The 12,907-nt window shown below is 42.3% G+C and carries 11 protein-coding genes; 8 read left to right on the top strand and 3 right to left on the bottom strand.

What is annotated here, in order from left to right:
• From selD to SKA34_RS15585, 3 genes are all read right to left on the bottom strand, one after another.
• A partial coding sequence (gene selD / locus SKA34_RS15595) for a selenide, water dikinase SelD (RefSeq protein ID WP_006646497.1) occupies window positions 1–795 on the bottom strand: 795 nt, incomplete at its 3' end.
• 214 nt (window positions 796–1,009) lie between these two features.
• Window positions 1,010–1,558 (bottom strand): NAD(P)H nitroreductase, encoded by a 549-nt coding sequence (locus SKA34_RS15590; RefSeq protein WP_006646496.1) that lies wholly within the window; start codon window positions 1,556–1,558, stop codon window positions 1,010–1,012.
• Between the two features lie 126 nt (window positions 1,559–1,684).
• Window positions 1,685–3,334 carry an APC family permease gene (locus tag SKA34_RS15585; RefSeq protein WP_006646495.1) on the bottom strand — a complete coding sequence of 550 codons (1,650 nt, stop codon included), beginning with the start codon at window positions 3,332–3,334 and terminating at the stop codon, window positions 1,685–1,687.
• A 1,097-nt stretch (window positions 3,335–4,431) separates the two neighbouring features.
• On the opposite strand from SKA34_RS15585, the gene SKA34_RS15580 reads away from it, so the two are divergent.
• The 8 genes from SKA34_RS15580 (at window position 4,432) to nuoI (ending at window position 12,894) form a co-directional block, all read left to right on the top strand.
• Window positions 4,432–4,806 (top strand): NADH-quinone oxidoreductase subunit A, encoded by a 375-nt coding sequence (locus SKA34_RS15580; RefSeq protein ID WP_006646494.1) that lies wholly within the window; start codon window positions 4,432–4,434, stop codon window positions 4,804–4,806.
• A complete protein-coding gene (locus SKA34_RS15575; protein ID WP_006646493.1) occupies window positions 4,803–5,354 on the top strand; it encodes an NADH-quinone oxidoreductase subunit B in 552 nt (183 codons plus the stop codon). Before SKA34_RS15580 ends, SKA34_RS15575 begins: the two co-directional genes overlap by 4 nt.
• Window positions 5,354–7,051: an NADH dehydrogenase (quinone) subunit D gene (gene nuoD, locus SKA34_RS15570; RefSeq protein ID WP_006646492.1), complete on the top strand. Its 1,698-nt coding sequence runs from the start codon at window positions 5,354–5,356 to the stop codon at window positions 7,049–7,051. Before SKA34_RS15575 ends, nuoD begins: the two co-directional genes overlap by 1 nt.
• Before the next feature lie 87 nt (window positions 7,052–7,138).
• Complete coding sequence (nuoE, locus tag SKA34_RS15565; protein ID WP_006646491.1) at window positions 7,139–7,705, top strand: NADH-quinone oxidoreductase subunit NuoE; 567 nt, start codon at window positions 7,139–7,141, stop codon at window positions 7,703–7,705.
• Window positions 7,705–8,988: an NADH-quinone oxidoreductase subunit NuoF gene (nuoF, locus tag SKA34_RS15560; RefSeq protein ID WP_006646490.1), complete on the top strand. Its 1,284-nt coding sequence runs from the start codon at window positions 7,705–7,707 to the stop codon at window positions 8,986–8,988. Before nuoE ends, nuoF begins: the two co-directional genes overlap by 1 nt.
• 2 nt (window positions 8,989–8,990) lie before the next feature.
• A complete protein-coding gene (gene nuoG / locus SKA34_RS15555; RefSeq protein WP_006646489.1) occupies window positions 8,991–11,357 on the top strand; it encodes an NADH-quinone oxidoreductase subunit NuoG in 2,367 nt (788 codons plus the stop codon).
• Entirely contained in the window at window positions 11,357–12,334 is a 978-nt protein-coding gene (nuoH, locus tag SKA34_RS15550; RefSeq protein WP_006646488.1) for an NADH-quinone oxidoreductase subunit NuoH, read from the top strand. Before nuoG ends, nuoH begins: the two co-directional genes overlap by 1 nt.
• Before the next feature lie 23 nt (window positions 12,335–12,357).
• Window positions 12,358–12,894 (top strand): NADH-quinone oxidoreductase subunit NuoI, encoded by a 537-nt coding sequence (gene nuoI, locus SKA34_RS15545; protein WP_369750685.1) that lies wholly within the window; start codon window positions 12,358–12,360, stop codon window positions 12,892–12,894.
• Window positions 12,895–12,907 lie beyond the last annotated feature (13 nt).

Below are 12,907 nucleotides of genomic sequence, written 5' to 3'. Positions count from 1 at the left end.
CTTGCTCATATACTCATACACGCCAGGCAATGTTGGCACTTTATCAAACCACAGCTTTGCTTTTAAATTACTGCCTTCACAGATCTCAGTTAAGTGACCCATTAAGCCAAAACCAGTGACATCCGTTAGTGCTTTAACACCCGCAACGTCAGCAAAATCTGCGCCCGGTTTATTTAATTTGCACATCCAATCGCGTGCTAATCCTTGGTGCTCATCAGCCAACTTAGATTTCTTTTCTGCTGTTGTTAATACACCAATACCCAACGGCTTAGTGATATAAAGTTTACAGCCGGCTTCTGCACTGTCATTACGTTTCACACGAGTAGTATCGACAATACCTGTAACAGCAAGACCAAAAATTGGCTCAGGGGCATCAATAGAGTGACCGCCAGCAAGTGATATACCAGCTTCGCGGCATACAGAACGACCGCCTTCAATCACTTGTTGAGCAATTTCAGGGGCTAAAATATTGACAGGCCAACCTAAAATAGCAATAGCCATAATAGGCTTACCGCCCATCGCATACACATCGCTGATCGCATTCGTTGCAGCAATACGACCGAAATCAAATGGGTCATCAACGATTGGCATGAAGAAGTCGGTAGTACTTATCACCGAAGTGCCATTACCTAAATCATAAACGGCAGCATCATCTTTACTTTCATTACCCACCAAAAGGTTAGGATCTGAGAATGGGGCTAACTGGGTGCGTAAAATGGTGTCGAGAACTTGGGGAGAAATTTTACAACCACATCCGGCACCGTGACTGTATTGAGTTAGGCGAACATTTTCCATGACACGCTCCAAAAAAGGGAAAGAGCCAAGGATTCTACTCCTGCCCCTAACACCTGTCATCTTTAGAGCGAATATCACGCTATTTTTCCATTGATATAAATCAAAAATAGCACTAAAAACAATCAATCCTAGCCAAAAAAGGTGATACTTCTCACGGTATTCATCACCGAATAAGTATCACCTCTTTAAAAAGTCATTTTGAAATGTTTAATCGTTAAAGGTATTCAACGAACTGGTTTAAGTCACGATCATGCAGTTTAGCTTCACGGCAATTAGCTGAACCTAAATATAAAAAGCCAACGATCATATCTTCACCTTCTACACCTAATGCTTCACGTACAACGGGATGATAAGCCCATGAACCCGTGCGCCAAAATCCAGAAAAGCCTTGTGCTACCGCCGCCATCTGCATCGCTTGTACCGCACATCCCGCTGATAAATATTGCTCAATCACAGGGACTTTATGCCCTTCTGTTACCTTGCTAACAACCGTAATTACCATTGGTGCACGAAATGGATCTTTAGACGCTTTTTCAATTACAAACTCTTCGAGATCATCTGCTTTAGCCGCTGAAACTAAAATATCAGCAAGACGTTGTAGTCCATCACCTTGAGAGACAATAAAACGCCATGGCATTAAACCACCATGATCGGGGGCACGCAGACCCGCTCGAAAGATATTATCCAATGTTCCACCTTCAGGTGCAGGCTCAACAAGTTTAGGAATAGAGCGACGATTGAGTAACAGTGATAACGCGTCCATGACAACCTCAAATGAAAATAATTATTTTTTAAATGTATCATGGACACTACAATAGATTAAGGTTCTAACCCTTTATTTTTAGCATATTCATAACCTGTCTAAATATAGAGGGCTATCTCAGCATTATCAGATAGAGTGCTTAACCAACAGCTCTTTTGCTGGTTCAGATTTCACTTCCAATTGCGCTAACTCATGCTCTAATTTTGGTGTTAACCAAGCTGAATTAACTCCCCAGTAAAAGAAAAATAAACTGACTATAGCAACAACAGCCATATCATAACCAAATGGAATAATATTGATCCCACCAAATTGATCACTGCCAATAAACGAAAGAACAACCATAGTGACAAAGTAACCGAGTAACCAAGCACTCGACTTCACGTGTTGTTTAATATTTTTCCAACCGCGTTTATTTTGAAAGTAAGCATAAATCACAAATCCTAGCAGTAGGATAAAGATCACTTTGCCCGTCAACGGCCAACGAGACCAATAAAGCACTTCAGATGAAATAGCAAAGCCTAATGGTGCAATGATTTGTAAAGCTTTTAAACGAACAGGACGTTCAGCATCAGGAGCAAGCTTTCTCAGTGACATCGCTGCCATCGGACCCACAATGTAGGTTACAACCGTTGCCGCAGAAATAATCCCTGCTAATTGTCCCCAGCCTCGGAATAGGTATAAGAAAATAAAGCCGACAAATAAATTCACCCACAATGCAGCACGAGGAATATGATATTTCGGGTGTAATTTCGACCATGACTTTGGTAAGTGACCATACTCACTCATCGCAAATAACATCCGCGTTGTTGTCCCCATATAAGTAATACCTGTCCCAGACGGAGAAACAAAAGCATCAACATAAAGCAACATCACAACAAGGTTAAGGTTTAGTGCTATCGCTAATTGAGCAAATGGCGATGAAAAATCCAAACTCCAACCTTTTATAGCAAGCTCTGATGGTTCAACACCGCCAATGAAAGCGGCTTGTAATCCTAAATACAAAAACACAGCGATGATAAGCGTTAGAATGATTGCTCTTGGTAAATCTTTACCGGGATTTTTAGACTCTCCAGCAAAGTGCATCGGGCTTTGAAAGCCATTATAAGCAAAGACAATACCTGCTGTTGCTACGGCAGTTAGTGAGCCAGCCCATCCATAGGGCGCAAAAGAATGATTTACCGCGGTAAAGTTTTGCGGATGAAAGCCTGCCGCAACAATCGAAGCGACACTGAAAATAGGGATCGCTATTTTAAAGATCGTAATACTGGTCTGAGATTTACTAAACAAACTGACACTCCAGTAATTAAGCAGAAAGTAAATCAGCATTAATCCCGCAGCAATAAGTAACCCAACGAACGACAAACTTTGTGTTTGAGTATTAAATATTGTTGATGTAATAGGTTTAGCCCATTCCCACTGCCAAGAATGCATGTACTGTACAGAGGCTTCAGCTTCAATGGGAATAACTGTCACAATTGAAAGCCAAGTAGCCCAAGCCGCCATATAGCCGACAATGGAGCCATGAGTCAGCTCTAAAAATCGAACAGGACCGCCAGATTTAGGGAACAAGGTTGCGACCTCAGTATAAGTCAACGCGACAACCAACACAGCTATACCGCCTATCACCCATGAGACGAGTGAAGCAGGTCCCGCAATTTTTGCCGCGTGATAAGCGCCAAAAAGCCAACCAGAACCAATTATCGAGCCAATACCTGTCATTGTTAACGATACTAAGCCCATCTTCCTTTTAGGCTTTAGTTCTAAATTATTATTCATTTATAGTTATCCATCCTGTTATTAATACCGACGTTACAAACTGCTCTTATTAGAACTAAAAGCAGCCAATGCTATCCAAAGTGGGAATTCAAAAAATTAACATTAATAAAAAAGTGGTTTTATAGTGGTAACATTAATAATGCTGAAGTAGAGGTAACTAACCAGAAGCGTTTACTTATATAATTTTAGCATTGCATAAAGTCGTAGGTCAATAACGACAACCTTTTATTAACACGGTATTACTAGCTAAAATATTCTATTTTATTCTATGATCATTGAATCTATTGGGAAGGGAAATAAATTTCACATTTATATTTTCACTTTATTTTACATCTTATTTTAATGTTTATTCGGATATATTCGATTAATATTATCAAATACACAAAAGTTTCCGCCCCTATTCTCACCAAGAAAAAATAAAAAATAACCAGATAAAAAACATAAATATAGAAGCAATATTTCATTATGAACTCTGAAGAACCATTAATTGCACACGCTTTTTTAAGATCTACACCACATATTTAAGTAAATATATTGATGCGTTTCATTTTAAAAATGGAATATTTCTAAGTGTTTTTTATATCAATTACAGATAGGTAAATTTATCTTACTGACTATTATTCAATAAAAAAACAATTCATTCATTCAATATATATCTTTAATTTTTTAAACAAACAGCGTTTTATAATTAGTGAAATGGATTAACTCTAAAATATTTATTTCTTACTTAATCAAATATAAATCAATGAATATATTAAGTTTAATGTTTTTATAAAAAAATCATTAATTAAAATCGATTTTTTTCATTTCAAAAATGAAAAGGTTTTGCATTTTTTTGTTAAGTACTTGTTCAGAAAGTAACTGTTAGGTTCAATTAGTTGCATTTATTTGTTTATTTTTAACAAAGTACCAATAAGAAATAATGACTAAATATGCAACGCATAAAAATAACGACAGGGCTAGTTTAACGACCAATTAAATTAAGCTCTTTTGAAAGTAATGTTGAAGTACGAATGAGATGTAAGCTCACGCTGTTAGCACCTTGGTTTATCAAGTGTGCTTGATGGCTAATGCATCAAATTCGACAAGGAGTGCAAATGAGTGATTTCAACCCAGGAATCATGATCGGTGTCTTCAGCCTTCTCGTCTTTGCGGTGATCGCTTCCATTTTATTTATTAGTAAGTCTATAGGTGGATTTGGTCGTCGTTTTGATAAAGAACAGCCTTTCGAGTGTGGACTTTTACCCTCTGGAACGACAAAGCATAACTTCTCTATTAGTTATTACCTCATCGCTGTTGCGTTTCTAATTTTTGAATTAGAAGCCGCAATCCTTTTTGCATGGGGAGTCGACTATTGGCAACTCGGTATACCGGGGGTCATTGCTGGCGTCACCTTTTTGGTGATTTTACTTTTAGGGTTCATCTACATGATACGTAAAGGTGTCTTTCAGATTGGAGTGTATGAGTCATGAGCGATATAATTAAAACCGTTAACGTCGGTAATTCCTCGAATGAAAAAGGCAACAACGTCATTACCAACATTGTTGGTAAAGTTGATGATCTTATTTCCTATAGCCGGAAGCATTCGCTCTGGCCTTACAACTTTGGAACATCTTGCTGTTTCGTTGAAATGATGACTGCAGCGACGCCTCGCTATGACATGGCAAGGTTTGGCTCTGAAGTACTTCGTGGCTCGCCACGCCAAAGCGATGTACTTATCACAGCTGGTACCTGCTTTGTGAAAATGGCACCGCTGATGAAGCATATTTATGATCAAATGCTTGAGCCTAAATGGGTTATTTCAATGGGGTCTTGTTCAAACTCTGGCGGTATGTATGACATCTACAGTGTCGTACAAGGTGTCGATAAAATTCTGCCCGTAGACGTCTATGTCCCTGGCTGCCCTCCTCGTCCTGACGCCCTACTCGAGGGTTTGATCATGCTTCAAGAGCACGTTCAAGCTAACCCTGTATCTGTGCTAAGTAAAAACCGTAAACCACTCGGTTTGAGGGTCGAATAATGAATAATAACGATCGTCAATTACTCATCGAGCGTTTCGATGCTAAAGCGCCAAACCACGAAATCATTGGTTGTGAAAGCTTTGAGGTAAAAAAAGAACACCTCATCGATACCTTACACTTTCTAAAAAATGAGGCTTCTTCACGATTTGAAATGTTGTTTGACCTTTCAGCAATTGATGAATGTGAGCGTGGTGGCGGACTCAGTGTGTTTTATTACCTGCTGAGTGTGAAAAATAAACAATTTATTTCTATTCGCACACACATTGCTAATGACACCATTGAAGTGCCTACCGTAGTTGGGCTTTGGCCTAATGCGAATTGGTATGAGCGCGAAGTCTATGACATGTTCGGGATTAAATTCACGGATCATCCCGATCTACGTCGAATCTTAACCTTTGATTTTTGGAAAGGTCATCCACTACGTAAGTCTTATCCTTGTCGTGCAACCTTAATGGATGAACCTTTCGATCTTGAAGGACCTGACTTTGATGATGTTATGAAGTCCTATGATATTCAAGGGAAGCAAGACGATGGCAGCATGGTACTAAACATCGGCCCTAACCACCCCGGTACCGATGGCGTTATCCGCCTAAAAGTTAAAATGAAAGGCGAGTTCATCGAAGATTTGGATCAAGAGATTGGTTTCCACCATCGCGGGGCAGAGAAAATTGCCGAGCGTCATACTTTTCATAACTACATTCCTTATACCGATCGTATCGATTACTTAGGTGGTGTAGCAGGTGAACTGCCCTACTTACTGGGGCTTGAAGCTATGACTGGAATTGAAGTCCCTGAACGCGCCAAGACCATGCGGATTATGTTATGCGAATTATTCCGAATTTCGAGCCATCTTGTATGGTTTGGCAGTATCACGCATAACCTAGGGGGTATGGCTCCAGCTTTTTATGCTTTCACCGAGCGTGAAAAGATCTTCGATGTTATCGAGTTGATCTGTGGTGGTCGTATGCACCCCGCGTTCTTCAGAATTGGCGGTGTTTCTCAAGATTTACCTGATGGCTGGCAAGACAAAGTCGAACATGCCTGCCAAGGTATCGAACAGCTTGTTCCTGATCTTGAAAAGTTAATGACCCATTCAATGATCTTCAAAATACGGACACAAAACATTGCGGTTTACAGTCAGTCAATGGCACTTGATTGGGGCTTAACAGGACCCAACTTGCGTGCGACAGGTATTAACTTCGATATGCGTAAAGATTTCCCTTACATGGGTTACGAAGATTATGACTTTGATGTTCCTGTTGGCCAAGATGGTGATGCTTACACCCGAACCGTTCTACGTGTTCAAGAAGTGGTTGAAAGCTTAAAGATCATTCGACAAGCGGCTGCACGTATGCCTGAAGGTCCAATTCTTGCTGACAATGCGCCTAGCTTTGGTTTTCCTCGAAAACAAAACGCATTACGTGACATCGAAACCCTGATCCACAGTTTTGTTGATACAGGTAGAGGCTTTAACTTCCCTGTTGCTGAAACCTTTTATGCAACGGAAACCGCTAAAGGCGTTACAAGCTATCACACGATCAGTAATGGAACGGGGTGTCCTTACCGTGTCCGAATCCGAACACCTTCATTTACACATTTCCAATCCGTTAAAGCCGTTTCTAAAGGCGACTTATTGAGCAATATCATCTGTTTAATCGGCTCTATCGATTACGTACTCGCTGATATTGATCGCTAAACAATAAAAACAACATCCCATGTAGATGTTGAGACGAATAACACGAATGTCGTTCGTCACAAATAAAGTCCGCAATGTGAGGAAATCATGTTAACAGATCAAGAAAGAGCTCATCTGGAAGAGCATATTGCTCATTACCCAGAAAAAAGAGCCGGTGCCATCTATTGTCTTTATTTTATGCAAGATAAATATGGCTATATCACGAAACCAAGTCTCAACCTTGTCAGTGAGCTCACAGACCTATCAACAACACAGCTAGATGAACTTATCACGTTTTACACGCTTTTGCGCCGACGTCCTGTTGGCCGCAATATCATGCGTGTTTGTGACAGCATTTCTTGCCATACCCGAGGTGCGAAAAAAGTTCTAGAAGCTGCAGAAAATGCAACAGGTAAAGCATTAGGAGAGATCGCTAATGATGGCAGCATTACCGTTCTACCTAGTATTTGCCTAGGATTATGCGATCGCGCTCCCGCAGCTCTGATCAATGATGATCGTGTTGAAGGTGAACTAACACCTGAACGCATGAGAATGATCTTAACTGAATTAGCAGAAGAAGAGATCAAGCTATCAGAGAAGCCCGACTATCAAAATATTATTTCGATGCTGACTCCTCAAGATGCGCCAGCAAAACCGAATAAAGAGGTGATGTAATGGACTTAGTACTCTCACGTAACTTTCATCACTCAAAACCATTAAATTTTGCTGAGTACTGTGAAAATGGTGGTTACCAAAGCCTTAATTCTATTATTGGTCAACCAAGAGAGCCTTTACTGGCAGAACTAAAAGCATCTGGTCTACGTGGCTGTGGTGGTGGTGGTTTTCCAACTGGCGTGAAATGGGGCTTTCTTGCAAAAGATGCCAGTCACCCCGTTTACTTGGTGGTGAATTTAGATGAATCAGAACCGGGCTCGTTTAAAGATAGACAAGTGCTTTATCGCGATCCGCACACTATTTTAGAAGGCGTTATCGCAAGTAGTTACATACTTGGTGCAGACAAAGCATTTGTTTTCATTCGTGGAGAATATCGCGAAGGGGCAAAAGGTCTTGAGAAAGCGGTACAAGAAGCACGAGCGGCAGGGCTTGTGGGTGAAAATGTCATGGGCTCTGGCTGGGATCTTGATGTTGACGTTCACTTAAGTGCTGGGCGCTATATCTGTGGTGAAGAAACCGCCCTACTCAATGCCCTTGAAGGCTACCGTGGTAACCCGCGTTCTAAACCGCCCTTCCCTATTGTAAAAGGTCTGTGGGGACAGCCAACCATTGTCAACAATGTGGAATCAATCTGTCATATTCCTTGGATCGTTCATAAAGGCGCCGAGTGGTTTAAATCTCAAGGTAAAGGTGATGCCGCAGGAAGCCATATTTACCAAGTGTCTGGTCCGGTCAAAAAGCCTGGCTTCTTTGAGCTGCCATTAGGGACAACTGCCAGAGAGCTTATTTTCGAGCACGCTGGCGGATTACTTGACGATCGTGAGCTTGTCGGTTTTCTACCTGGTGGTGCCTCTACGCAATTTATGCTCCCTGAACATCTCGACATCCCACTTGATTGGGACGGCCCAGCGACTGTTGGTTCACGTTTAGGTACTGGCGGGATCATTGTGATGGACGATGCGATTTGTCCAATTGACTTCATGATCAACCTGACCGAATTTTTCGCAAGAGAATCATGTGGCTACTGCACACCTTGTCGTGATGGCTTGCCGTATGTCGTCCATGTATTGAAAAAATTTGAAACAGGAGAAGCCACGTCCAAAGATCTGGATCTGCTTCATGAGCTCTGTGAAACCATCTATCCCAACACCTTCTGTGCGCTTGCACCGGGGGCACTGATGCCAATCATGACTGGATTAAAACACTTCAAGCATGTTTTTGACTCCCACATTGAAGGGCAGCGCTGTACTCACAACCACCAGCTAACTGCGGAGGCATGTTGATCATGGGAACCATTTATATAGATGACAAAGCTGTCGAATTTGAGCCCGGGCAAAATGTGTTAGACGCTGCGCGAAAAGCGGGGATCGATACTCCTTATTTTTGTTACCACCCAGCATTGGGGGCTGCTGGTTCATGTCGTATTTGTGCCATGGAGACCGTGCCACAAAAAGAAGGTGAGAAACCGCGTACTGTCATGACTTGTAGCGTTCCAGCACAAGATGGCCAGCAATTTCGTTTTAAATCGCCAAAAGCAAAACAAATCCAAAAAGCGGTGGTTGAGTTTTACATGACCAACCACCCAAATGATTGCCCTGTCTGTGATGAAGGCGGTGACTGTCACCTTCAGGATACAACCATCAGTGTCGGCCATGCTTACCGTCGCTATGATGGACAAAAGCGTACTATGCCAGATCAATTCTTAGGTCCGTTGGTATACCAAACAATGAACCGCTGTGTGACTTGTTATCGCTGCGTGCGCTTTTATCAAGATTATGCACTTGGTGATGACTTTGGTGCGATGGGTTCAAGCAACCACGTACTTTTCCGCCGTACAGAAGATGGCGCATTCGATAGTCCATTCTCAGGTAATTTAGTCAGCGTATGTCCAACCGGCGTCTTTACCGATAAGGTTTACCGCCGTAAATACAGCCGTACATGGATGTTAGAAAAGGCCCCTTCAATCTGCTCAGGTTGTAGTGTGGGTTGTAATATCGAAGTCGGTGGACGTGAAGGAACTCTGCGACGCGTACAACCTAACAACGAAGCATCAAAGGTTAATCCTTATTTCATTTGTGATCGTGGTCGTTATGGCTCTCATGGCACCGAATCACACTCAAGACCTAAATACGTATCAGAGCAAGGCAAAATCGTAAAAACATCACCGTTAGAGAATCTAAAAAAAGCCCTGAAAAGAGCGAAAGGCAGTGTGGGTATTTTAGGTTCAGTAGAAGAAGATCTCACGACTAACTTGGCACTCAAAGCTATTGCAAAAGAGATGAATGCGCCGTTCTCACCATTTATTTCACCGCAACAAGAAGCCTTGACGAAATCAGCTGTAGCAGCGAATCACAATGCGCCTTCTATATCAGATATAGAGCAATCAGATGCGGTTTTCGTGGTGGGAGAACTCACTGAACATGCGCCTATGCTTGATCTTGCGGTACGCCAAGTGATCAAGGCTAAAAAAGATGTGTATGTATTACATGCAACACCTTCTCACCTCGTCACAGCCTTAAATAAACTTCAGCGAGGCCATATTAAAGCCTTAGCACCAAGCCAATGGCAAGACTGTTTAACACAAATTAAAACAGCACTTCATGATAGTACTGTGGAAGATGCTTGGGTAATGGATGTTGCCAATGCACTGAAGCAGGCAGAAAAACCCGTCATTATTGGTGTGGCTGAATTGCTTAACACTGCAGATATCTCTCTACTTAATACCATTACAGAGTTACTTGACCCTACAGCCAAAATGGCGATTGCTTTACCGAGTGCCGGCTCTGTTAATGCTGCATTAACAGCACAAGAAAACTCATGTGCTGAGCTGATGACGCAAATAGAGAGTGACAAAATAAAGACATTGGTTGTTGTCGGCAGCGATCCACTGAATACCAATAACCCACATTGGCATGCACTACATGACAAGCTAGACCAATTGATTGTGATCGATAAAGTCTTAACCAAAACAGCACACTTAAGCGACACCTTATTGCCACTCGCAGCATGGCCAGAAAGGGACGGTATGACGATTAACTATGAAGGTAGACTACAGCGTTTTAGCAAGGCTTTCGCGAGAAAAACAGCTACGATTGACGCTCATGGCATGATTGAAACCTTAATGAAATCACCTGAGACAATCGAGCAATGGCTATCTGAACTCACACCGACGCTACCTCAAGCCGGTGATGACGGGATCTTCATCGAAAAAGACAAGCTTAAGTGTACACAATTAACACTTGAACAGAAAACAACTCCACCAGCAATTCAAAGTACTCAGCCGCAAGTAGCACTGAGTAAATGGTTTGGTGAAGGATACGTTGCCGATCATGCACCTGAAATCCGTTCTCTCAAACCAGCATCTTCCGCTTCAATAAACGCCAAACTGGCTGCCTCGCTAAACCTTAGCAATGGTGATCAATTAATGATCATCTGTGGTGATCAGAAGTTGGTACGCCCTGCGGTGATTTCCTCTCAAATTGCAGACCTCACGGTTGCTTTAAATCAAGCAGATATGCGCCTACTTCAGGCTGATATAGCTTCACCATTGTGTCTTGAGCGGACCTCTGAGCTTTTTATTGATGCAGATAAAAAGGAGGAAATCAAAAACATTATTGGTAGTGCATCGGTCATCATGATGGGAGAAGCCTAATGGATTCATTGCAGTACTGGATTTTTATTCTGGTCGGTATGGTCATCACTATCTTTGGTTTGATTTTAGTTGCAGGCTACACCGTTCTGTTTGAACGTCGCTGTCTAGCCTTGTTGCAAGACCGTTACGGCCCTAACCGAGCTGGGCCATTAGGGTTATTCCAAGCACTATGTGATGCAGCAAAACTGCTAACAAAAGAATATTTCATGCCCGGGTTTGTCGACAAAAAGCTCTACGCTTTAGCACCAATCCTTGTCGTGGTATCGATTCTTGTTAGCTTTGCTTTACTTCCTATAGGTAAAAATATTTCTTGGGCAGCAGACTTAAACATCGGCCTGCTCTTTTTGATGGGATTAAGCTCAATTCACGCTTATGGGGTCTTTTTAGGCGGATGGGCATCAAGCTCTAAATACACCATGCTTGGCGCAATTCGTACCATTGCTCAGTTAATCAGTTATGAATTAGCAATGGGTATGGCTGTATTGGGTGTGGTTATGCTTGCTGGCAGCTTTAGCTTAACGCAAATTGTTGATGCACAAACGACACCCTATATCCTCCTTCAACCGGTTGGCTTCCTTGTATTCCTAATCGCAGGTATTGCAGAAACTCACCGCTTGCCATTCGATATGCCTGAAGCCGAAAACGAGCTTAATGCTGGCTTCAATACCGAATATGGCGGTATGCCTTTTGCGATGTTTTTCCTTGGTGAATACCTCGGTGTGATCTTAGTCGGTGCAATGGCAACAACCTTGTACCTCGGTGGATGGCACGGACCATGGGCTGAAGTCTATCCGCTTGTTGGCGTCTTATGGTTTGTATTGAAAACCTTCCTATTAGTTTTCTTCTTTGTATGGATGCGTGCAAGTTTGCCGCGAACGCGTTACGACCAGCTCATGGCATTTGGTTGGAAATTCTTACTTCCAATCGGCATCGTCAACATCATTGTGACCGCTCTTGTCGGTACATTCTGGATGTAGCCCCCCAACATTAGAGAGAGACAATCATGAAAGTTATACAGATTTTACAAGAGGTCACAGGGGCTTTTGCGGCAACCATTAAGCACGTTTGGGCACCACGCGACACGGTTTGTTATCCAGAGGTAAAACCAGACTTACCTGAACGCTGGCGCGGTCGCATTGTATTAACGCGCGATCCTGACGGTGATGAACGTTGTGTTGCTTGTTATTTATGCTCTTCAGTATGCCCTGCCAATGCAATCACTATTCAAGGTGCTGAGCGAGAAGATGAGCGTCGATATGCCAAAACATTCGAGCTTGATTTCAGTCGCTGCATTTTCTGTGGAATGTGTGAAGAAGCATGTCCAACCCTATCGATTCAATGCACCACTGATTTTGAAATGGGTAAATATTCTCGTGACAAGCTGCTTTATGAAAAAGAAGACTTACTCATTGATGGCACAGGTAAACACCCAGACTTTAATTACTACAAGCAAGCAGGTGTAGCAATTACAGGTAAAGCTATCGGCGATGGTGAAAATGAAAAACCACCAATCGATGTGTACTCTCTGCTGCCATAAGGACATCATCATT

Source organism: Photobacterium sp. SKA34, assembly GCF_000153325.1.
In the GTDB taxonomy this organism is placed as follows: Bacteria; Pseudomonadota; Gammaproteobacteria; order Enterobacterales; family Vibrionaceae; genus Photobacterium.
Note: the sequence above shows the minus strand (reverse complement) of the source record. Positions and strands in the feature narration are given on the sequence as shown.